The sequence below is a fragment of the Streptomyces sp. NPDC101152 genome (genome assembly GCF_044768275.1).
Classification (GTDB): domain Bacteria; phylum Actinomycetota; class Actinomycetes; order Streptomycetales; family Streptomycetaceae; genus Streptomyces.
On record NZ_JBIWPO010000017.1, the window covers coordinates 133,487 to 153,612 of the forward strand.

Here is a 20,126-nt window from a genome sequence, read left to right on the forward strand (position 1 = left end):
GGGCCGCGCGGAAGGAGGACCCCGACCGCGCGGCCCGTTCTCACACCCACCCCACGCACACGACCAGTGCATACGACCACCAGCGACATGGAGGCCACGCGGTGCACACTCTGCCGCAGCAGCTGGCCAACGGGCTGCTCCTAGGCTCGATGTACGGGCTGATCGCCATCGGCTACACGATGGTGTACGGCATCGTCCAGCTCATCAACTTCGCCCACGGCGAGATCTTCATGACCGGGGCCTTCGGCGCCCTCACGGTCTACTTCTACATCCTGCCCGCCGGCACCTCGATGTGGGCCGCGGTCCCCCTCATGCTGATCGGCGGCGGGATCGTATCCGTTCTCGTCGCGGTGGGAGCAGAACGATTCGCCTACCGCCCCCTGCGGCAAGCACCACGCCTCGCCCCCCTCATCACCGCCATCGGCCTCTCCCTGACGCTCCAGGAACTCGTCCGCAACTTCTACCCCGGCGCCGACAAGTCCCGCTCCTTCCCCAGCCTCGGCGGCACCCACAGCTTCGGCTCCGTAGACATCACCGACGCCGACATCTTCCTCGTCTGCGCCGCCATCGTCTGCATGTCCTCCCTCGCCTGGTTCGTCCGCAAGAGCCGCACCGGCCGCGCCATGCAGGCCACCGCCCAGGACCCCGACACCGCACAACTCATGGGCATCGACACCAACCGCATCATCGTCGTCGCCTTCGCCATCGGCGGCTTCTTCGCCGCCGTCGCCGCCGTCTCCTACGGCCTCAAATACGGCAACATCGACTACCGCATGGGCTTCCTCATGGGCCTCAAGGCCTTCACCGCGGCCGTCATGGGCGGCATCGGCAACATCTACGGCGCCATGCTCGGCGGCCTCGTCCTCGGCGTCGCCGAAACCATGGCGTCCGCCTACATCAGCCACATCCCCGGCATGCAACAACTCGGCGGCCAGAGCTGGGCCAACGTCTGGGCCTTCGTACTCCTCATCCTCGTGCTCCTCTTCAGGCCCCAGGGCCTGCTCGGCGAGCGCGTCGCGGACAGGGCGTGATCACATGACCGAGACGACCAAGACCCCCGCCACCCCGCCCGCCGACGCCACCCCCACACCCGCGGCCCGCGGCCTCGTCCCCCTCCCCCCCGCCACCGCCCACGCACTCCTGCTCGTCGGCGGCATCGCCACCGCGGCCTCCGCCTTCCTCGCCTGGACCTGGACCAGCGACTTCCCCGGCGACCTCACCGTCTACGGATACCCCGGCGGCCTCCAATGGCTCACCTTCGTCGCCGGCCTCCTCACCGCCCTCTTCGCCCTCGCCTCCTACGGCGTACGCGGCCTCGGCTGGCTCCTGCCCGCCCGCAACAACGCACCCCTCGTCCTCACCGCCCTCGGCGGCTTCGGCGTCACCTGGTTCACCGCCATCGAGATCGCCGCCAAACTCGGCGGCCTCGCCAACTGGGAACCCGGCACCTACATCGCCGTCATCGCCTCCCTCATCCCGGTGATCGGCGCCTTCGCCCTCCCCCAGCAACCCGGCGAAACCACCAAGGAAACCCTCAAGGCCTACATCGCCAAACCCGACGCGATCCCCGCGCCACAACCCCTCTCCCCCTGGATCCAGCGACTGATCATCACCATCGTCGCCGCCCTCGGACTCGGCATCTTCGCCTACGGCATCGACACCCAGTACGGCGAAATCTTCATCGGCTTCCTCATCGTCGTCGTCTTCGGCGCCTGGGCCCTGCACACCGCCGGCCTCCTCGACCGGTTCTCCAGCCTCGTCGCCGCGAACCGCAGCTTCAGCCTCGCCATGGGTTTCGTCGCCGCCATCGCCTTCCCCCTCACCCAGACCGACGACCACTACGCCAACATCGGCGTCAACATCCTCATCTTCGGAACCGTCGCCCTCGGCCTCAACATCGTCGTCGGCCTCGCCGGCCTCCTCGACCTCGGCTACGTCGCCTTCCTCGGCGTCGGCGCCTACACCGCCGCCCTCGTCTCCGGCTCCGAATTCAGCCGCTTCTCCGGCGTCCAGTTCCCCTTCTGGGCCGCCGCCCTCGCCGGCGCCGCCGCCTCCCTCATCTTCGGCGTCCTCATCGGCGCCCCCACCCTGCGGCTACGCGGCGACTACCTCGCCATCGTCACCCTCGGCTTCGGAGAAATCTTCCGCCTCGCCGTCAACAACATGGACGGCGTCTCCGGCCCCGACATCACCAACGGCCCCAACGGCATCCCCTCCATCCCCGACCTCAAGCTCTTCGGCTTCAACTTCGGCCAACCCCACAACCTCGGCAGCTTCACCATCGGCCGCTTCGCCAACTACTACCTCCTGATGGTCCTCGTCATGGCCATCGTCGTCACCATCTACCGACGCGCCGCCGACTCCCGCATCGGCCGCTCCTGGATCGCCATCCGCGAAGACGAAACCGCCGCCACCGCCATGGGCATCAACGGCTTCCGCGTCAAACTCGTCGCCTTCGCCCTCGGCGCCTCCCTCGCCGGCCTCGCCGGCACCGTCAGCGCCCACGTCACCTACAACGTCGTGCCGAACCCGTACCAGTTCGCTGGCGCCGCCCCGCCCAACTCCGCCTTCCTGCTGGCCGCCGTCGTCCTCGGCGGCATGGGCACCGTCTCCGGACCCATCCTCGGCGCCGCCCTCCTCTACCTGCTCCCGGAGAAGCTCGTCTTCCTCCAGGACAAGTCACTCCTCGCGTTCGGCATCGCGCTCATCCTCCTCATGCGCTTCCGCCCCGAGGGCATCATCGCCAACCGCCGCCGCCAACTCGAATTCCACGAGACCGGCCAACTCGACGTACCAGAAACCACGACGCTGACCGACGAACCGGCCGCGACCAAAGCAGGGGCGTAAAGAACCATGACGACACCTGTACTCGAAGCCCGCGACGTCACCATGCGCTTCGGCGGCCTCACCGCAGTCCGCTCCGTCGACTTCACCGTCAACAGCGGCGAAATCGTCGGCCTCATCGGACCCAACGGCGCCGGCAAAACAACCTTCTTCAACTGCCTCACCGGCCTCTACGTCCCCACCGAAGGCACCGTCTCCTACAAAGGAAACGTCCTCCCCCCCAAACCCCACCTCGTCACCAAAGCCGGAATGGCCCGCACCTTCCAGAACATCCGGCTCTTCGCCAACATGACGGTCCTCGAAAACGTCCTCGTCGGCCGCCACACCCGCACAAAAGAAGGCCTCTGGTCCGCCCTCCTCCGCGGCCCCGGCTTCAAAAAAGCCGAAAAAGCCAGCGAAACACGCGCCATGGAACTCCTCGAGTTCATCGGCCTCGCCCACAAACGCGACCACCTCGCCCGCAACCTCCCCTACGGCGAACAACGCAAACTCGAAATCGCACGAGCACTCGCCAGCGAACCAGGCCTCCTCCTCCTCGACGAGCCCACCGCCGGCATGAACCCCCAAGAAACACGCGCCACCGAAGAACTCGTCTTCGCCATCCGCGACCAAGGCATCGCCGTCCTCGTCATCGAGCACGACATGCGCTTCATCTTCAACCTCTGCGACCGCGTCGCCGTCCTCGTCCAAGGCGAGAAACTCGTCGAAGGCACCTCCGACGTCGTCCAGGCCGACGAGCGCGTCATCGCCGCCTACCTCGGCGAACCCTTCGAAGGCGACCCAGGAGCCGGCGACGCACCCAGCACCACCAGCACCAAGGGAGACGCCCAGTGACCGCCCTCCTGGAAGTCGAGGACCTCCACGTCGCCTACGGCAAAATCGAAGCCGTCAAAGGCATCTCCTTCACCGTCGAAGCAGGCCAGGTCGTCACCCTCATCGGCACCAACGGCGCCGGCAAAACCACCACCCTGCGCACCCTCTCCGGCCTCCTCAAACCCAGCGCCGGAAAAATCACCTTCGACGGCAAACCCCTCACCGGCGTCCCCGCCCACAAAATCGTCGCCCTCGGACTCGCCCACTCCCCCGAAGGCCGACACATCTTCCCCCGCCTCACCATCGAAGAAAACCTCCAACTCGGCGCCTTCCTCCGCAAAGACAAAGAAGGCATCGAAAAAGACATTCAGCGCGCCTACGACCTCTTCCCCATCCTCGGAGAACGCCGCAAACAAGCCGCCGGCACCCTCTCCGGCGGCGAACAACAAATGCTCGCCATGGGCCGCGCCCTCATGTCCCAGCCCAAACTCCTCATGCTCGACGAACCCTCCATGGGGCTCTCCCCGATCATGATGCAGAAAATCATGGCGACCATCGTCGAACTGAAAGCCCAAGGCACGACGATCCTCCTCGTCGAACAGAACGCCCAGGCAGCCCTCTCCCTCGCCGACCAGGGACACGTCATGGAAATCGGCAACATCGTCCTCTCCGGCACCGGACAGGACCTCCTCCACGACGAGTCGGTACGCAAGGCCTACCTCGGCGAGGACTGACAACCTCACCGAACCAAAACGACGAGGCCCGCGCCCCTGAACACTCAGGGACGCGGGCCTCGTCGCAGCTGCGATGCGGGAATCAGCCCTTGGACGCCTTCTTCTCATCCGCGTCCAGGATGACCGCCTCCGCCACCTGCTGCATCGACATCCGCCGATCCATCGACGTCTTCTGAATCCACCGGAACGCCGCCGGCTCCGTCAACCCGTACTCCGTCTGCAGAATCGACTTCGCCCGATCGACAAGCTTCCGCGTCTCCAGCCGGAGAGTCAGGTCCGCGACCTCCTTCTCCAGCTCCTTCAACTCCGTGAACCGCGAAACAGCCATCTCGATCGCCGGCACGACATCACTCTTGCTGAACGGCTTCACCAGGTACGCCATCGCCCCGGCATCCCGAGCCCGCTCCACCAGATCGCGCTGCGAGAACGCCGTCAGCATCAACACCGGGGCGATCCGCTCCTCCGCGATCTTCTCCGCGGCCGAGATGCCGTCCAGCTTCGGCATCTTCACGTCCAGGATCACCAGGTCCGGCTGGTGCTCACGGGCCAGCTCGACGGCCTGCTCACCGTCGCCGGCCTCACCGACGACGCTGTAGCCCTCCTCCTCCAGCATCTCTTTGAGGTCGAGCCGGATCAGGGCCTCGTCCTCGGCGATGACGACACGGGTCGTCAGCGGAGGCACGTGCGACTTGTCGTCGTCGGGCGCGTCTACGGGCTGGGGCGACTCGGGGGCGGTCACGGGGGCTCCTTGTTGCGGGCCGGGCAAGTGCTGCTCCCCCAGAGCCTACCTAGCTGCGGCATCTCGTGGTGACCCGGTACACTTCCCAACAGTTCCACGGCCTGCCCGGTTGGAGGAATCTGGTCAGACTCGCGGTGCTCAAACCACCGTGCCTTCGGGCATGTGGGTTCGAATCCCACACCGGGCACAGCAAACCAGGAAGCGGAAGGTCATGTTCGCGTGATCTTCCGCTTTTTGCTGCTCACAGCAACGATGAGTTACTCACAGTGTCCGTATGAGCTTTCACACTACTGAGGTTCGACAGCGCGCGGTCACGCTCCTCAGGGACGGCAACAAGAACGCAGACGTGGCCAGGGCACTCAACATTCCGGTCGGCACAATCGGCTATTGGAAGCACCTGGATCGCGCCAAGCGGGGGGAGTGTCCCGGCGCCCACAATCCGGCATGTCCCCGATGCGACGGACGCCCTCTCGACCTGCCCGCGTACTCCTACCTGCTGGGCCAATATCTCGGAGACGGGCACGTCAGCCACTATCCGCGCCATCGCGTGCCGAGCCTGATGATCACCTGTGCCGATGCCTGCCAGGCGCCGCCTTCGAGACCGAGGCCGCGATGCGCGCAGTCTTCCCAGAAAACGGTGTGCATCGACTACAGCGCACCGGTTGCCAGAACATCAAGGTCTACTCCAAGCATCTGACCTGCGTGTTTCCCCAGCACGGTCCCGGCACCGCAAGGCCTCCGTAGCCCTCATGGACGCCCACGTCGGCCCCAAGCACTAACCACCCCGCCCCCCTACTTCGGGCTGTCGTCCTCCCCGATGTGGTGCACGCGCACCATGTTCGTGGAGCCCGAAACCCCGGGCGGCGAGCCGGCCGTGATGACGACCACGTCGCCCTTCTGGCAGCGGCCGTACTTCAACAGCAGCTCATCGACCTGTTCGACCATCGCGTCCGTGGAGTCGACGTGCGGCCCCAGGAACGTCTCCGCGCCCCACGTCAGGCTCAGCTGCGAGCGCGTCGCCGGCTCCGGTGTGAAGGCCAGCAGGGGGATCGGTGAGCGGTAGCGGGACAGGCGGCGGGCGGTGTCGCCGGACTGGGTGAAGGCGACGAGGAACTTGGCGCCGAGGAAGTCGCCCATTTCGGCTGCCGCTCGGGCCACCGCGCCGCCCTGTGTGCGGGGCTTGTTGCTGTCGGTCAGGGCCGGCAGGCCCTTGGCGAGGATGTCTTCCTCCGCCGCTTCGACGATCTTCGCCATGGTGGTGACGGTCTCGATGGGGTACTTGCCGACGCTGGTCTCGCCGGAGAGCATCACCGCGTCCGTGCCGTCGATGACGGCGTTGGCGACGTCGGAGGCCTCCGCTCGCGTCGGGCGGGAGTTCTCGACCATGGAGTCGAGCATCTGGGTCGCCACGATCACCGGTTTGGCGTTGCGTTTGGCGAGTTTGATGGCGCGTTTCTGAACGATGGGGACGTCTTCCAGGGGCATTTCCACGCCGAGGTCGCCGCGCGCGACCATGATGCCGTCGAAGGCGGCGACGATGTCGTCGATGGCGGCGACGGCCTGGGGTTTCTCGACTTTGGCGATGACGGGGAGGCGGCGGCCTTCTTCGTCCATGATGCGGTGGACGTCGTCGATGTCGCGGCCGGTGCGGACGAAGGAGAGGGCGATGACGTCGAAGCCGGTGCGCAGCGCCCAGCGCAGGTCGGTTTCGTCTTTGCCGGAGAGGGCGGGGGCGGAGACGGCGACGCCGGGCAGGTTGAGTCCTTTGTGGTCGGAGACCATGCCGCCTTCGAGAACGGTGGTGTGGACTCGGGGGCCGTCGACGTCGGTGACTTCCAGGCAGACTTTGCCGTCGTCGACGAGGATGCGTTCGCCGGGGGTGACGTCGGTGGCGAGGCCGGGGTAGGTGGTGCCGCAGGTGTGGCCGTCGCCTTGGGCGCCTTCTTCGACGGTGATGGTGAAGGTGTCGCCGCGTTCAAGGAGTACGGGGCCTTCGGTGAAGTGGCCGAGGCGGATCTTCGGTCCTTGAAGGTCGGCGAGGAGTCCGACGCTGCGGCCGCTTTCGTCGGCGGCTTTGCGGACGCGGTGGTAGCGCTCCTCGTGTTCGGCGTGGGTGCCGTGGCTGAGGTTGAAGCGGGCGACGTCCATTCCGGCGTCGACCAGGGCTTTGATCTGGTCGTACGAGTCGGTGGCGGGGCCCAGGGTACAGACGATCTTTGCTCGGCGCATGGTTTGAGCCTAGGCCTTACCGGCGGGTAGCGAATTGGGTGTGCGTGACTACTCAACAACCTCTGGGTGAAGGGTTGTTGACAAGTATTGAATTGTGCACGGGGCCGCTCTGATGAGCATTCGAGCGGCCCGGATGTGGTCGGCGGATTTGCTTCCGTGACACCCTGCGCTGATCGTCAGAGCTGGGGTGGTGCCATGGTGAAGCGTGCGTTGACGGTGGCGTGGACGTGCTGTCGTTGGGGTTCGAGGTCGAGTGCTGGGGCGGTGTCTTCGGCGGGTGCTCCGTAGGCCATGGAGCGCATGCGGCCACCGGGCGCCGCGGGGTACGGCGATGGGACGCCCTCGGCTCCGATGTCGGCGAGTTCGACGAGGGCGGCGAGGGTGGTGCCCAGTGCCTCGGCGTACTCGCGCGCCCGTTGTACGGCTTCCCTCACGGCCTGTTGTCTGGCTTGTCGGTGGGCGGGTGAGTCGGGGCGCAGGGCCCACCAGGGGCCGTCGACGCGGGTGAGTTCGAGGTCGGCGAGGCGGGTGGTGAGTTCGCCGAGGGCGGTGAAGTCGGTGAGTTCGGCGGTGATGTGGACGCGCCCGTGGTAGGCGTGGATGCGTTCGCCGCGGCCTTTGTCCTTGAGTTCGGGGCTGATGGAGAAGGCGCCGGTTTCGAGGTGTTCGACGGCGTCGCCGTAGGTTTTGACGAGGTCGAGGGCGGTGGTGTTGCGTCGGGTGAGGTCGTCGAGGGCGGCGCGGCGGTCGCGGCCGCGGGAGGCGACGGTGATGCCGATGCGGGCGATTTCGGGGTCGACTTCGAGGCGGGCTTCGCCGCGGACGGCGATGCGGGGTGCGTCGGGGGTGCCGTAGGGGACGGCGGGGTGGGGCGCGTCGGGGGAAGGGGTGGTCATGCGCCCCACTCTGTCACTTCTTGGCTGGACAGGTCTTGGTCAGGGCGTGTTCTCAAGGTCGAAGAGGGTGAGGTCGATGGCGTCGGCGATGGCCTTGGCGCCGGCGTCGTTGTGGTGGAGGCCGTCGCCGCCGTTGAACTCGGCGCGGATCCGGTCGGGTTGGTCCGGGTCGGCGACGGCGGCGGCGATGTCGATGACGGCGTCGAAGGGGTGGTCGTCGCTGAGCAGCCAGGCGTTGATGTCGTGGCGTACGGCTTGTCCGGTGTCGGTGTCGTAGCCGTTGTGGACGGTTCCTCGGTAGGGGCCGATGGTGGAGCCGATGACGGTGAGTCCAGTTGCGTGGAGTCGGTCGGCGAGGGTGGTGAGGCCGGCGGTGAATTCGGCGGCGGTGGGGCCTTCGGCGGGGTCGGGGTAGGCGATGGTGCCGGGGAGGCCGAGGTCGTTGAGGCCGATGTGGATGAGGACGTGGCTGACGCCGGGGACGGCGAGGACGTCGTGGTCGATGCGGGAGAGCAGGTGGTCGCCGATCTCGTCGGTCAGCAGGCGGTTGCCGGAGATGCCTTGGTTGACGATCCAGCCGTGGGTGAGGCGGCGGCTGAGTTGGGAGGGGAAGCTGTTGTCGGTGCCGGGGGTGGTGAAGGCGCCCTCGATCCAGGAGTCGCCGAAGGCGACGGCGATGCGGGTGGTTGCGGGGGCGAGGACGTCGACGCCGGTGAGGTAGTGGCCGAGGGGCAGTTCCTCGGCGTCGGTGAGTACTTCGGTGGAGAGCTGGTCGCCGGGGACGGCGTACCCGGTGTCATAGGGGACGGCGCTGTAGGTGCTCAGGCCGGTGTCGCCGGGCAGGTGGAGGCTGATGGTCAGCTCCTCGCCGGCGCTGACGGGCAGTTCGACGGGGTCGCTGACGGTCTCCTCGCCGACGGGGATGTCGACGGTGTGGGCGCCGGAGAAGTGCAGGGGGGTGTCGCTGGTGGGGTCGATGCCGCTGCCTCGGGTGCGGGCGGCGAGGTGGGCGCCGCCGATGTGCAGGGGCTCTTTGCCGTAGCGGTTGCTGAGCCGTACGCGTAGCGCTTCACCTCCTCCCGCGAGGCGTAGGGACTGCCTGATGGTCTGGTTGTCGAAGCCGCGGGGTTCGAAGAGGTGGAAGGTTTCGTGCGGGTTGATGACGGCGGTGCGGTGGGCTGCGATCCATGTGGTGGTCATGTGCGGAGCCAACAGCGCCGCCGCCGTGTGTCTTCCTTCCTGGGCGGTTTGTTTACCTTCCCTCGATGAGGTGGGTGAGGGTTTGGGTGGCTTGCCGGGGTTGTGGCATGTGGGGTTGGTGGTGTTCGAGTCCGAAGGTGGTGAAGGCGGTGCGGGCTGGTAGGGGGTAGGGCTCTTTGCCGGTGAGGGAGTTGAGGATGGTGGCGCTGCGCCAGGCGGCGAGGCCGAGGTCGGGGGTGCCGACGCCGTGGGTGTGGCGTTCGGCGTTCTGGACGTGGAGGGCGCCGGTGACGGTGGGGTCGAGGACGAGGCGGAAGTGGTTGTCGACGCGGGGGCGGTCGCGGCTGTCGCGGCGCAGGTAGGGGTCGAGGCCGGCGAGGAGGCGGTCGAGGGGGCGGTCGTGGTAGCCGGTGGCGAGGACGACGGCGTCGGTGGTGAGGCGGGAGCGGGTGTTCTGCTGGGTGTGTTCTAGGTGGAGTTCGATCTTGGTGGTGGCGATGCGGCCGGCGGTGCGGACGCGGACGCCGGGGGTGAGGACGGTGTCGGGCCAGCCGCCGTGGAGGGTGCGGCGGTAGAGCTCGTCGTGGATGGCGGCGATGGTGTCGGCGTCGATGCCTTTGTGGAGTTGCCATTGGGTGGTGGCCAGGCGGTCGCGGACGTTTTCGGGCAGGGCGCGGAAGTAGCGGGTGTAGTCGGGGGTGAAGTGTTCGAGGCCGAGTTTGGAGTACTCCATGGGTGCGAAGGCCTCGGTGCGGCCGAGCCAGTGGAGTCCTTCGTGGCCGACGGGGCGGGCGCGCAGCAGGTCGAGGAAGACTTCGGCGCCGGACTGGCCGGAGCCGATGACGGTGACGTGGGGGGCGGTGACGAGGGTGTCGCGGTGGGTGAGGTAGTCGGCGGCGTGGATGACGGGGACGGTGGGTGTTTCGACGAGGGGTTTGAGGGGGTCGGGGACGTAGGGTTCGCTGCCGACGCCGAGGACGACGTTGCGTGTGTAGGTCCGCCCGAGTGCCTCTGCTTCTCCGTCGGCGTCGAGTTGTGTGTAGTCGACTTCGAAGACGTCGCGTTCGGGGTTCCAGCGGACGGCGTCGACCTGGTGGCGGAAGTGGAGGCCGGGGAGGTGGTCGGTGACCCAGCGGCAGTAGTTGTCGTACTCGGCGCGTTGGATGTGGAAGCGCTCGGCGAAGTAGAAGGGGAAGAGCCGGTCGTGGGCTTTGAGGTAGTTGAGGTAGGTCCAGGGGCTGGTGGGGTCGGCGAGGGTGACGAGGTCGGCGAGGTAGGGGACTTGGATGCGGGCGCCGTCGATGAGGAGGCCGGGGTGCCAGTCGAAGCGGGGGCGTTGTTCGTAGAAGGCGGTGTCGAGTTCGGTGAGGGGGTGGGCGAGGGCGGCGAGGGAGAGGTTGAAGGGGCCGATGCCGATGCCCACGAGGTCGCGGGGTGCGTGGGCCTCGTGGTGGGGGGTGGTGCTCATCGGGGGGTGTTTCCTTCCACGAGTTCGTCGACCGCTTGGAGGAGGGCGGTGAGGTCGGCTGGGCGGATGTGGGGGTTGAGGAGGGTCGCCTTGAGCCAGAGGCGGTCGGCTGTGTGGGCGCGGCCGAGGACGGCGCGACCGTGGTGGAGGAGTTCCCGGCGTAGGGCGGCGACGGTGGCGTCGGTGGCGTGGGCGGGGCGGAACAGGACGGTGCTGATGGTGGGGTGGTCGTAGAGCTCGAAGCGGGGGTGATCGGCTATGAGGTCGGCGAGGTGGTGGGCGTGGGCGCAGACCTGGTCGACGAGGGTGCCGAGGCCGTGGCGTCCGAGGGTTTTGAGGGTGACGGCGATTTTGAGGACGTCGGGTCGGCGGCTGGTGCGCAGGGAGCGGCCGAGGAGGTCGGGGAGGCCGGCGTCGGTGTCGTCGTCGGCGTTGAGGTAGTCGGCCTGCTGTTTGAGGGCGATGAGGTCGTCGGGGTCGTGGACGGTGAGGAGGCCGGCGGCGACGGGTTGCCAGCCGAGTTTGTGCAGGTCGAGGGTGATGGTGTGGGCGTTCTCGAGCCCGATGAGGCGGTGGCGGTGGCGGTCGCTGAACAGGAGGGCGCCGCCGTAGGCCGCGTCGATGTGGAGGCGGGCGTTATGGGCTGTGCACAGGCGGGCGATGTCGGGGAGGGGGTCGATGAGGCCGGCGTCGGTGGTGCCGGCGGTGGCGGCGACGAGGTGGGGGCCGGGGAGGGTGGTGAGGGCTTCTTGGAGTGCGGCGGGGTCGAGGGTGCCGGTGGGGGCGGGGAGGGTGACGGGTTCGGGCAGGCCGAGGAGCCAGGCGGCGCGGGGCAGGGAGTGGTGGGCGTTGGCCGCGACGAGGAGCCGGAGGGCGGGGCCGTGTTTCTCGCGGGCGAGGAGCAGGGCGAGTTGGTTGGATTCGGTGCCGCCGGTGGTGATCAGAGCGTCGGTGGCGCCTGTTTCCTGGGCGAGGGCGCGGGTGACGAGTGCTTCGAGGGCGGAGGCGGCGGGGGCCTGGTCCCAGGAGTCGAGGAAGGGGTTGAGGGCGCTGGCGGCGAGGTCGGCGGCGGTGGCGACGGCGAGGGGCGGGCAGTGGAGGTGGGCGGCGCACAGGGGGTGGGCGGGGTCGGCGGAGCCTGCGGCGAGGGCGTGGACGAGGGTGCGCAGGGCGTCGGGGTCGCCTTGTGGGGGCAGGACGTCGCCGAGGGCGGCCTTGATGTGTGCGGTGACGGCGTCGGGTCCGCCGGCGGGCAGGGGGCCTGGGCGTGCCCGGGTGCCGTCGGTGAGTGCGTGGAGCACGGTGTCGAGCAGGGGGCGCAGGGCGTGCGGGCCTTCGGGGCCGGAGGCGAGGCTCGGTGTGCTCATGGGTTCCTCCCGGGCACGCGCGCTGAGTTGGGTTCCAGCTTGTGCGTGGTGGGGTGCGCGTGCCCGAAAGGTTCAACGAGAGGTACCCGAAAGGGTGTCCTGGAAAGACACGATCGAGGGGTGGCGTCGGGTGGCGGCCTGACGGGGGCCGCCGCCCGGAGGGTCGGTCCTGGGGTCCTTCTGACGGATCCTAGCCGTTCCTGACGCGCAGGGCCCGTCGCAGGTCGTCGAGTTGGTCGACCAGTTTGCGGCGCAGGGAGGGGGTGGGGTCGGCTTCGGCGAGGCAGGTTTCGCCGAGGTGGAGGGTTTCCTCGTCGACGGCGTGGGTGGGGAAGGCCCAACGGCCGGCGGCGTCGGCGATGGCGGGGCCGCGGCGGGCGGCGACGGTGACGGCGTCGTCGTAGTAGCGGGGCACGTAGGGCCGTGTCAGGTCGGCCTGTTCGGGTTGCCAGAAGCCTTGGGCGGTGGCGGTGAAGAGGTAGTTGGAGAGGTCGTCGCGTTCGAACATCGACGCCCAGGCCCGGGCTTTGGCCTCGGGTTCGGGCAGGGCCGCGCGGCAGCGGGCGGCGCCTTCCTGGCCGGTGGCGGAGGGGTCGCGGTCCAGTTCGGCGGTGATGGCGTCGTCGTCGGTCGCGCCGAGGACGGCGAGGCGGGCGAGGACGCGCCAGCGCAGTTCGGGGTCGAGTTCGGGTCCGCCGGGGACGGTGGTGTCGGCGAGCCAGGCGGCGATGGTGTCGGGCTGGGCGGCGACGTCGATGAAGTGGCGAACGGCGATCAGGCGCAGGCCGGGGTTGTCGCCGTCCTCGGTGCGGCGGATGAGGTCGCGGCACAGGGAGGTGAGGGTGGCGAGGGCGGCGGGGCGTTGTTCGGGGGTGAGGTAGCGGTTGGTGATGTGGGTGGCGGCGAAGGCGAGGACGCCTTGGACGAGGGCGAGGTCGGTTTCGTGGGGGAGGTGGGTGCGGGCGGCGTCGAGGTAGGCGGTGGGGGGGAGTTCGCCGTCGCGGACGCTGTCGCGCAGGGCGTTCCAGACGACGGCGCGGGTGAGTGGTTCGGGCAGGCCGGAGAGGTTCGCGGTGACGGTGTCGAAGGATTCGGGGTCGAAGCGGATTTTGGCGTAGGTGAGGTCGCCGTCGTTGAGGAGGAGCAGGGCGGGGCGTTTGCCGAGGGGGTGGGGTTCGCTCTGCGGGATGTCGAGGTCGAGGCGTTCGCGCAGGACGAGGTGGCGTCCTTCGTCGGTGATGTCCTGGTCGTAGAGGCCGACGGCGATGCGGTGCGGGCGGCTGCCGGTGTGTTCGACGGTGAGGGCGCAGGTGTGGTCGGTGCCGGGGGTGACGGTGGGGGTGAGGGTGTCGACGCCGGTGGTGCGCAGCCAGGTGTCGGCCCAGGCGTGGACGTCGCGTTCGGTGGCGGAGGCGAGGGAGTCGATGAAGTCGGCGAGGGTGGCGTTGGCGAACTTGTGGCGGGCGAAGTGGGTGTTGATGCCGGCCAGGAAGTCCTTCTCGCCGAGCCAGGTGACGAGTTGGCGTAGGGCGGAGGCGCCCTTGGCGTAGGAGATGCCGTCGAAGTTGAGGAGGGCGGAGGCGGTGTCGTCGACCTTCTCGGGGGCGACGGGGTGGGTGGAGGGGCGTTGGTCGGCGTCGTAGCCCCAGGCTTTGCGGGTGACGCCGAAGTCGGTCCAGGTGTCGGTGTAGCGGGTTGCTTCGGTGAGGGTCTGGTAGCCCATGTACTCGGCGAAGGACTCGTTGAGCCAGATGTCGTCCCACCAGCGCAGGGTGACGAGGTCGCCGAACCACATGTGGGCCATTTCGTGGGCGATGACCATGGCGCGGGTCTGGCGTTCGGTGTCGGTGACGGCGGAGCGGTAGACGAACTCGTCGCGGAAGGTGACGAGGCCGGGGTTCTCCATGGCGCCGGCGTTGAACTCGGGGACGAAGGCCTGGTCGTAGGAGTCGAAGGGGTAGGGCTCGGCGAACTTCTCGTGGTAGCGGTCGTAGCACTGCCGGGTGATCTCGAGCAGTTCGTCGGCGTCGGTGTCGAGGTGGGGGGCGAGGGAGCGGCGGCAGTGGATGCCGAAGGGCAGGCCGCGGTGTTCGGTGCGTACGGAGTGCCAGGGGCCGGCGGCGACGGCGACGAGGTAGGTGGAGATGGGTGGGGTGGGTGCTGCCTGCCAGCGGCCGTCGGGGAGTTGTTCGGTGATGCCGTTGGCGAGGACGCTTGAGCCTTCGGGGGCTGTGACGGTGAGGTCGAAGACGGCTTTGAGATCGGGCTGGTCGAAGGCGGCGAAGACGCGTTGGACGTCCTCCATGAAGAGTTGGGTGTAGAGGTAGGTCTCGCCGTCGGTGGGGTCGGTGAAGCGGTGCATGCCTTCGCCGGTGCGGGAGTAGCGCATGCGGGCGTCGACGTGGAGTTCGTGTTCGCCGGCGGTGAGGCCGGTGAGGGGCAGGCGGTTGTCGTCGAGGGTGTCCGGGTCGAGGGGGTGGCCGTCGAGGTGTGCGCTAAGGAGTTCGGCCGGTTTGAGCTCGACGAAGGTGTCCGCGTCCGCGCGGGCCGTGAACCGGATGACGGTACGGGAGGTGAAGTGCTCGTCCCCTGCGGTCAGATCGAGGTCGATCGTGTAGCGGTGGACGTCGAGGAGCCTGGCACGGGTCTGCGCTTCGTCGCGCGTCAGTACGGACATGCGGGTAATGCTGCCCGATGCCGCTGACGAGGCACAGGGGCGCATGGGGACACGATCGGTGCCCCGGAGTCAGGTGCGGTCCTGGGCGGGGGTGGTGTCGTCGGTGTCGCGTTGGAGTGGAACGCGGGCGTCCAGGTGGGGTAAGGCGGGGCGGGGGCTGGCGGTGTGGTCTTTGATGAGGGCGCGCAGGTCGCGGATCTCCTGTTCGAGGGCGAGGCTTCGGCGGTGGGCGTCGTAGAGGTAGCGGACCTTGGTGCGCAGCGCCCAGGGGTCGACGGGTTTGGTGATCAGGTCGGCGACGCCGAGGCCGAAGGCGGTCGCGGTCAGTTCGTGGTCGAGTCCGAAGCCGGTGAGCAGGATGACCGGTATGTGCTGGGTCTGTTCCACGCGGCGCATGTAGCGGACCACGTCGAGGCCGGTGACGCCGGGCATGCGGACGTCGAGCAGGAGGAGTCCGACCTGTCCGCGGAGCACCTGCTTGAGTGCCTCGTCGCCGCTGGTGGCGCGGCCTAGCAGGTAGCCCAGCGGGGCCAGGGCGCTCTCCAGCGCGTACAGCGTGTCCTCGTGGTCGTCGACGATGAGGATCTTGGCATCCGGCATGGCCCGACGTCCCTCCCGCGTGGGACAACCAGCTTATGACCGAACAGCTGACGGAGGGTGCTCGCCGGCTGACGAGCAGTGCACGGCGCGGCATGCCGCGCGCGGGAGGGCGGGTGGTGTCCTCGGTGTCGTCCGCCCAGGGTCCTTTGACGGCTCTCCGCGGAGGAAGGAGCGGCGAGCGTGCGTGCCGGGGGTCGCGACGCCGCGGAGATCCGTCAGAAGGGCCCTAGGTCAGTCGGCGGTTCTCGCGGAGCCGTTGACGGCGTCGTCGGCGATGCGCTCGTGGTGGCGGATGACTTCGGCGATGATGAAGTTCAGGAACTTCTCAGCGAACGCCGGGTCGAGTTTGGCGCTTTCGGCGAGGCCTCGCAGGCGTTCGATCTGGCGTGCCTCGCGGGCCGGGTCGGCGGGCGGCAGTTGGTGGGCGGCCTTGAGGTGGCCGACCTGCTGGGTGCACTTGAAGCGTTCGGCGAGCATGTGGACGACGGCTGCGTCGATGTTGTCGATGCTGTCGCGCAGCCTGGCGAGTTCCTCGCGGACGGCGGGGTCGACCTGGCCGCCCGCCGCGTCGTTGCTGGTGGTCATGGGCGCAAAGCCTACGTGGAGGGGGTGCGTTCGATCATGGGTGGATCGTCGGGATCGGGGACCTGGTTGCTCCAGCCGCCGGGGACGGTGCGGAACTGCTGGGCGCGGAAGCGGACGGGTGCCATGCCGACGCGGCGGGTGAACAGGCGGGAGAAGTAGGCGGGGTCGTCGTAGCCGACGCGGCGGGCGACGGCGGCGACGGGCAGTTCGGTGGCGGCGAGGAGTTCCTTGGCGCGGCCGAGGCGGATGCCGAGGAGGTAGTCCTTGGGGCTGCAGCCGGCGCCGCGGCGTACGGCGGTGCGCAGTTCGGCGGGGGTCATGCCGTGCCGGGCGGCGTGGTCGGCGACGGTCAGCGGGAGGCAGGCGTCGCGGGCGAGGGCCTTGAGGACGGGGTCGCCGTCGGGAGCGAGGTCGGCGCGGGCGCGGCGCAGGGCGACGAGGAGTTCGTGGACGGCGGCGCCGGTCTCCACCTCCAGGAGGGGGTTGCCGCGGCGGGCGGCGCGCGCGATGCGGCCGATCACGGCTCGGGCGCCGGTGGCGTCGGAGAGGGGGACGACGGGGCGGTGCGGTTCGATGTAGCCGAGTTCGGTGTAGGTGGTGGCGGCTGGCCCGTCGAAGACGACGAAGCCCTCGTCCCAGCCGCCGTCGGGGTCGGGCCCGTAGTGGTGGGGCACGCCGGGGGTGAGCCACAGCAGCGCGGGTGCGGTGACGGCGGCGCGGCGGCCGTCGGCGCCGAGGAACCAGCCGCTGCCGGCGCTGACGACGACGGCGACGTGGTGGTCGAGGGTGCGGGGGCCGACGGTCGGCAGGGCGCCGTACTGGAGGCCGACGCCGAGGCAGACCAGGCCGAGCCGGTGGTGGGCGGGGCCGGGGGTGAAGAACCGCATCCAGGTGTGGTACATCCGCGCGTGTCCTTCCGGCGTCCGTCCTGACCGGTTCATTCTCGTCGTGTTCGCTTTTCGTCCAAGGAGCGCTGATCTTTGTCCATGGACGTGATCACCGCCAGGGGGGAGGCTTGCTCGCATGACCGATTTCAGGGTGGGGGAAACCGATTTCCTGCTGGACGGGCGCCCGGTGCGGCTGCTGTCCGGCGCGTTGCACTACTTCCGGGTGCACGAGGAGCACTGGGAACACCGGCTGGGGCTGCTGCGGGCGATGGGCCTGAACTGTGTGGAGACGTACGTCCCGTGGAACCTGCATGAGCCGGCGCCGGGGGTGTACGAGGACGTGGCGGCCCTCGGCCGGTTCCTGGACGCTGCCAAGCGTGCGGGGCTGTGGGCGATCGTGCGGCCGGGCCCGTACATCTGCGCCGAGTGGGAGAACGGCGGGCTGCCGCACTGGCTGACCGGTGAGCTGGGTACGCGCGCGCGTACCCGCGACGAGCGGTTCATGGCGCACCTGGAGCGCTGGTTCGGGGTGCTGCTGCCGCAGGTCGTGGACCGGCAGGTCGAGCGGGGCGGCCCGGTGATCATGGTGCAGGCGGAGAACGAGTACGGCAGCTACGGCTCGGACGCCGAGTATCTGGGCCGGCTGGCCGAGTTGCTGCGGACGCTGGGCGTCACCGTCCCGCTGGTCACCTCAGACGGCCCCGAGGACCACATGCTGTCCGGCGGTTCGATCCCCGGGGTGCTCGCCACGGTGAACTTCGGCTCGCACGCGCGTGAGGCCTTCGAGACGCTGCGCCGGCACCAGCCGCGGGGGCCGTTGATGTGCATGGAGTTCTGGTGCGGCTGGTTCGACCACTGGGGCGGCGAGCACATCACCCGGGACGCCCAGGACGCGGCCTCCGCGCTGCGCGAGATCCTGGAGTGCGGTGCCTCGGTCAACGTGTACATGGCGCATGGCGGCACCAACTTCGCCGGCTGGGCGGGCGCCAACCGCCCCGGCGGCGAGCTGCACACGGGGCCGCTGGAGGCGGATGTGACGTCGTACGACTACGACGCTCCGATCGACGAGTACGGGAACCCGACGGAGAAGTTCTGGCGCTTCAGGGAAGTGCTCGCCGCGTACGCGGACGGCCCGCTGCCCGAGCTCCCGCCCGCACCCGCGCGGCTGGGCGCGGAGGCCGGGGTACGGCTGACCGGCTGGACGCCCCTGGAGGCCGTGCTGGAGTCCCGGGGCGGCGCGGAGGTCGCGGCTCCGGTGCCGCCCACCTTCGAGGAGCTGGACGTGGACCGGGGCGTGGTGCGCTACGAGGTGACGGTGCCGGGCCCCAGGCCGCCGTACCCGCTGACGGCGCGCGGGCTGCGGGACCTCGCGGTGGTGTACGTCGACGGGGAGCGGGCCGGGGTGCTCACCGAGGGCGACGAGCAGCTGGCGAAGCCCGTCGCCGGGCACGCGCGCGTCGAGCTGTGGGTGGAGTCCCTGGGGCGGGTGAACTACGGGCCCCGCAGCGGCGAACCCAAGGGCATCACCGGGGGCCTGCTGCACGAGCGGCAGTATCTGCACGGGGTACGCGCGCGTGGGCTGCGCCTGGACGCTTTGGACGACATCGGGGACCTCGCGCTGTGGCCACTCGACGGGGACGTGGGGGCTCCGGGGCTGTACCGGGGGACGGTGACGGTGCGGGGGGCCGGGGACGCGCGGCTCGAAGTGCCGGGCTGGACACGGGGGTTCGTCTGGGTCAACGGGTTCAACCTGGGCCGCTACTGGGTGGCGGGACCCCAGCGCTCGCTGTACGTGCCCGGGCCGCTCCTGCGCGAGGGAGAGAACGAGGTGTGGCTGCTGGAACTGGAGGAGGCGGCGCCTCAGAGCGTCCACCTGCGCACCGTCTGAGTGCCCGACGCCCGGAACCCGACCAGGGAAAATCCGCTCCGCTGCCCGTAGAGTGGAGTCGGGTTCTGGGCGTCTTGGGGGTTCAGGCGTGGCGAACGGCGGACCGGTCGAGCACGGCTACCCACACCTGGAGACGGTGCGGGCCGCCATCACCGCGCTCTGGAAACGGTTGTCGCACGACACCGTGCAGACGTTCTCGACCAGCGTGGCCCCTGCGGACGTGGCCTTCTGCGACACCGACGACCTCTATCTGGGCGCCCAGCGCGTGGCCCGCGAACTGGTGCGGCACTACCGGCTGCCGGACGCCCGCCTGATCGTCGGCTTCCGCGAGATGACCCACGCCGCGAACGTCGAGCTGACGGCCGGGCCCGAGTACTTCGTGGAGCTGAACGACCGGTTCCGGACCCATCGCCGGGACATCGGTGCCGCCCTCGCCCACGAGGTCATGCACGTCTACCTGCACCGCCTGGGCCTGTCCTTCCCCGGCACCCGGGACAACGAGATCCTCACGGACACGGCGGCGACCTACCTGGGCGCGGGCTGGCTCCTGCTGGACGCGTTCCGGCAGGACTCGGTGTCCTCGCAGAAGCTGGGCTATCTGACCCCGGAGGAGTTCGGCTACGTCCTGGCCAAACGTGCCCTGGTCTTCGGCGAGGACCCGGCGATCTGGTTCACCAGCCCGCAGGCCTACGAGGCCTACGCCGAGGGCCTGGCGAAGGCCCGGCGCGACGAGCAGCAGCCCCCGCTGACGGCGGCAGGCTGGGCGGGCCGGCGCCGGTACGCCCGCGACCGCCGCCACGCCCAGGACACCCGCGCCCCCGCACCCCACCCCGGGGCGCCGTACGCCTTCACCCCGGACGGTCACGGCCCCCTCAGGGTGTCGTTCCCCTGCCCGACCTGCCACCAGCGGATCAGGGTGCCGGTGAAGGGCCGGGTCCGGGCGCGCTGCGGGCTGTGCAGGACCGTACTGGAGTGCGACACCTAGTGGCCCGCGGAACTTTGGGGGCCCAAGGGGTCTAGTAGACTGTCGCGACTAAGTGTCTTTCTGGTTGGTGGAGTTGGGGTCGGGCAGGCTTCGTATGATGCTTGCGTTCGGCCGGGCAGGGGGTGCCGTGTCCTCGCAGAAGAAGTATCCGGTTGTCTTGAGTGCCGAAGACCGTCGGGCGTTGGAGCGTGTGACGACGACGGGGGTGCGCAGC

Annotated in this window: 16 protein-coding genes, 1 tRNA gene and 1 pseudogene; 8 read left to right on the forward strand and 10 right to left on the reverse strand. The window is 69.2% G+C overall.

Annotation, left to right across the window (positions count from 1 at the left end):
- The first annotated feature begins 101 nt into the window (after nt 1–101).
- From ACIRVK_RS23120 to ACIRVK_RS23135, 4 genes are read left to right on the forward strand one after another with little or no spacing between them, the layout of a single operon-like run.
- On the forward strand, nt 102–1,031 hold the full coding sequence (locus ACIRVK_RS23120) for a branched-chain amino acid ABC transporter permease (RefSeq protein WP_404249892.1): 930 nt from the start codon (nt 102–104) through the stop codon (nt 1,029–1,031).
- A gap of 4 nt (nt 1,032–1,035) precedes the next feature.
- Entirely contained in the window at nt 1,036–2,847 is a 1,812-nt protein-coding gene (locus tag ACIRVK_RS23125) for a branched-chain amino acid ABC transporter permease (RefSeq protein WP_404249894.1), read from the forward strand.
- A 6-nt stretch (nt 2,848–2,853) separates the two neighbouring features.
- Nucleotides 2,854–3,678, forward strand: a complete 825-nt coding sequence (locus ACIRVK_RS23130) for an ABC transporter ATP-binding protein (protein ID WP_404249896.1) — start codon at nt 2,854–2,856, stop codon at nt 3,676–3,678.
- Nucleotides 3,675–4,391 carry an ABC transporter ATP-binding protein gene (locus ACIRVK_RS23135; RefSeq protein ID WP_404249898.1) on the forward strand — a complete coding sequence of 239 codons (717 nt, stop codon included), beginning with the start codon at nt 3,675–3,677 and terminating at the stop codon, nt 4,389–4,391. The genes ACIRVK_RS23130 and ACIRVK_RS23135 overlap by 4 nt, the downstream gene beginning before the upstream one ends.
- An 82-nt stretch (nt 4,392–4,473) precedes the next feature.
- Here ACIRVK_RS23135 and ACIRVK_RS23140 read toward each other — a convergent pair whose 3' ends face one another.
- A complete protein-coding gene (locus ACIRVK_RS23140) occupies nt 4,474–5,130 on the reverse strand; it encodes an ANTAR domain-containing response regulator (RefSeq protein ID WP_404249900.1) in 657 nt (218 codons plus the stop codon).
- Between the two features lie 103 nt (nt 5,131–5,233).
- Between ACIRVK_RS23140 and ACIRVK_RS23145 the strand changes: the two genes are divergently transcribed.
- Together ACIRVK_RS23145 and ACIRVK_RS23150 are read left to right on the forward strand one after the other, a co-directional pair.
- Nucleotides 5,234–5,317: transfer RNA gene (locus ACIRVK_RS23145), tRNA-Leu, on the forward strand.
- Between the two features lie 87 nt (nt 5,318–5,404).
- Nucleotides 5,405–5,856, forward strand: a pseudogene (locus ACIRVK_RS23150) (helix-turn-helix domain-containing protein); the annotation flags it as partial.
- 66 nt (nt 5,857–5,922) lie between these two features.
- Here the strand turns inward: ACIRVK_RS23150 and pyk are convergent.
- The 9 genes from pyk to ACIRVK_RS23195 all read right to left on the reverse strand — a co-directional run bounded on the left by pyk (nt 5,923) and on the right by ACIRVK_RS23195 (nt 17,054).
- Nucleotides 5,923–7,359, reverse strand: coding sequence for a pyruvate kinase (pyk, locus tag ACIRVK_RS23155; RefSeq protein WP_404249902.1), 1,437 nt, complete (start codon nt 7,357–7,359; stop codon nt 5,923–5,925).
- A 176-nt stretch (nt 7,360–7,535) separates the two neighbouring features.
- Nucleotides 7,536–8,255, reverse strand: coding sequence for an SIMPL domain-containing protein (locus ACIRVK_RS23160; protein ID WP_404249904.1), 720 nt, complete (start codon nt 8,253–8,255; stop codon nt 7,536–7,538).
- A 39-nt stretch (nt 8,256–8,294) separates the two neighbouring features.
- On the reverse strand, nt 8,295–9,455 hold the full coding sequence (locus tag ACIRVK_RS23165) for a GDSL-type esterase/lipase family protein (RefSeq protein WP_404249906.1): 1,161 nt from the start codon (nt 9,453–9,455) through the stop codon (nt 8,295–8,297).
- 52 nt (nt 9,456–9,507) lie between these two features.
- The gene (locus ACIRVK_RS23170) at nt 9,508–10,923 is read right to left on the reverse strand and encodes a lysine N(6)-hydroxylase/L-ornithine N(5)-oxygenase family protein (RefSeq protein ID WP_404249908.1); all 1,416 of its coding nucleotides are present in this window, start codon (nt 10,921–10,923) and stop codon (nt 9,508–9,510) included.
- Complete coding sequence (locus ACIRVK_RS23175; protein ID WP_404249910.1) at nt 10,920–12,290, reverse strand: pyridoxal phosphate-dependent decarboxylase family protein; 1,371 nt, start codon at nt 12,288–12,290, stop codon at nt 10,920–10,922. The genes ACIRVK_RS23170 and ACIRVK_RS23175 overlap by 4 nt, the downstream gene beginning before the upstream one ends.
- A 190-nt stretch (nt 12,291–12,480) precedes the next feature.
- Nucleotides 12,481–14,967, reverse strand: a complete 2,487-nt coding sequence (gene pepN / locus ACIRVK_RS23180) for an aminopeptidase N (RefSeq protein WP_404249912.1) — start codon at nt 14,965–14,967, stop codon at nt 12,481–12,483.
- A gap of 69 nt (nt 14,968–15,036) precedes the next feature.
- Nucleotides 15,037–15,567, reverse strand: coding sequence for a two-component system response regulator (locus ACIRVK_RS23185; protein WP_404249914.1), 531 nt, complete (start codon nt 15,565–15,567; stop codon nt 15,037–15,039).
- Nucleotides 15,568–15,798: 231 nt separating this feature from the next.
- Nucleotides 15,799–16,152, reverse strand: a complete 354-nt coding sequence (locus ACIRVK_RS23190; RefSeq protein WP_404249916.1) for a chorismate mutase — start codon at nt 16,150–16,152, stop codon at nt 15,799–15,801.
- An 11-nt stretch (nt 16,153–16,163) separates the two neighbouring features.
- Nucleotides 16,164–17,054, reverse strand: coding sequence for a helix-turn-helix domain-containing protein (locus ACIRVK_RS23195; protein WP_404249918.1), 891 nt, complete (start codon nt 17,052–17,054; stop codon nt 16,164–16,166).
- A 121-nt stretch (nt 17,055–17,175) separates the two neighbouring features.
- Here ACIRVK_RS23195 and ACIRVK_RS23200 point away from each other — a divergent pair, with 121 nt between their 5' ends.
- Both ACIRVK_RS23200 and ACIRVK_RS23205 read left to right on the forward strand, forming a co-directional pair.
- The gene (locus ACIRVK_RS23200) at nt 17,176–18,927 is read left to right on the forward strand and encodes a beta-galactosidase family protein (protein WP_404249920.1); all 1,752 of its coding nucleotides are present in this window, start codon (nt 17,176–17,178) and stop codon (nt 18,925–18,927) included.
- 88 nt (nt 18,928–19,015) lie between these two features.
- Nucleotides 19,016–19,912, forward strand: a complete 897-nt coding sequence (locus ACIRVK_RS23205) for a hypothetical protein (protein ID WP_404249922.1) — start codon at nt 19,016–19,018, stop codon at nt 19,910–19,912.
- The last annotated feature ends 214 nt before the right edge of the window (nt 19,913–20,126 follow it).

Bases quoted from the DNA above. Each gene is read 5' to 3' on its own strand.
- ACIRVK_RS23125 (WP_404249894.1), top strand. From the start codon at position 1,036: ATGACCGAGACGACCAAGACCCCCGCCACCCCGCCCGCCGACGCCACC.
- ACIRVK_RS23130 (WP_404249896.1), top strand. From the start codon at position 2,854: ATGACGACACCTGTACTCGAAGCCCGCGACGTCACCATGCGCTTCGGC.
- pyk (WP_404249902.1), bottom strand. From the start codon at position 7,359: ATGCGCCGAGCAAAGATCGTCTGTACCCTGGGCCCCGCCACCGACTCG.
- ACIRVK_RS23160 (WP_404249904.1), bottom strand. From the start codon at position 8,255: ATGACCACCCCTTCCCCCGACGCGCCCCACCCCGCCGTCCCCTACGGC.
- ACIRVK_RS23165 (WP_404249906.1), bottom strand. From the start codon at position 9,455: ATGACCACCACATGGATCGCAGCCCACCGCACCGCCGTCATCAACCCG.
- ACIRVK_RS23170 (WP_404249908.1), bottom strand. From the start codon at position 10,923: ATGAGCACCACCCCCCACCACGAGGCCCACGCACCCCGCGACCTCGTG.
- ACIRVK_RS23175 (WP_404249910.1), bottom strand. From the start codon at position 12,290: ATGAGCACACCGAGCCTCGCCTCCGGCCCCGAAGGCCCGCACGCCCTG.
- pepN (WP_404249912.1), bottom strand. From the start codon at position 14,967: ATGTCCGTACTGACGCGCGACGAAGCGCAGACCCGTGCCAGGCTCCTC.
- ACIRVK_RS23185 (WP_404249914.1), bottom strand. From the start codon at position 15,567: ATGCCGGATGCCAAGATCCTCATCGTCGACGACCACGAGGACACGCTG.
- ACIRVK_RS23190 (WP_404249916.1), bottom strand. From the start codon at position 16,152: ATGACCACCAGCAACGACGCGGCGGGCGGCCAGGTCGACCCCGCCGTC.
- ACIRVK_RS23195 (WP_404249918.1), bottom strand. From the start codon at position 17,054: ATGTACCACACCTGGATGCGGTTCTTCACCCCCGGCCCCGCCCACCAC.
- ACIRVK_RS23200 (WP_404249920.1), top strand. From the start codon at position 17,176: ATGACCGATTTCAGGGTGGGGGAAACCGATTTCCTGCTGGACGGGCGC.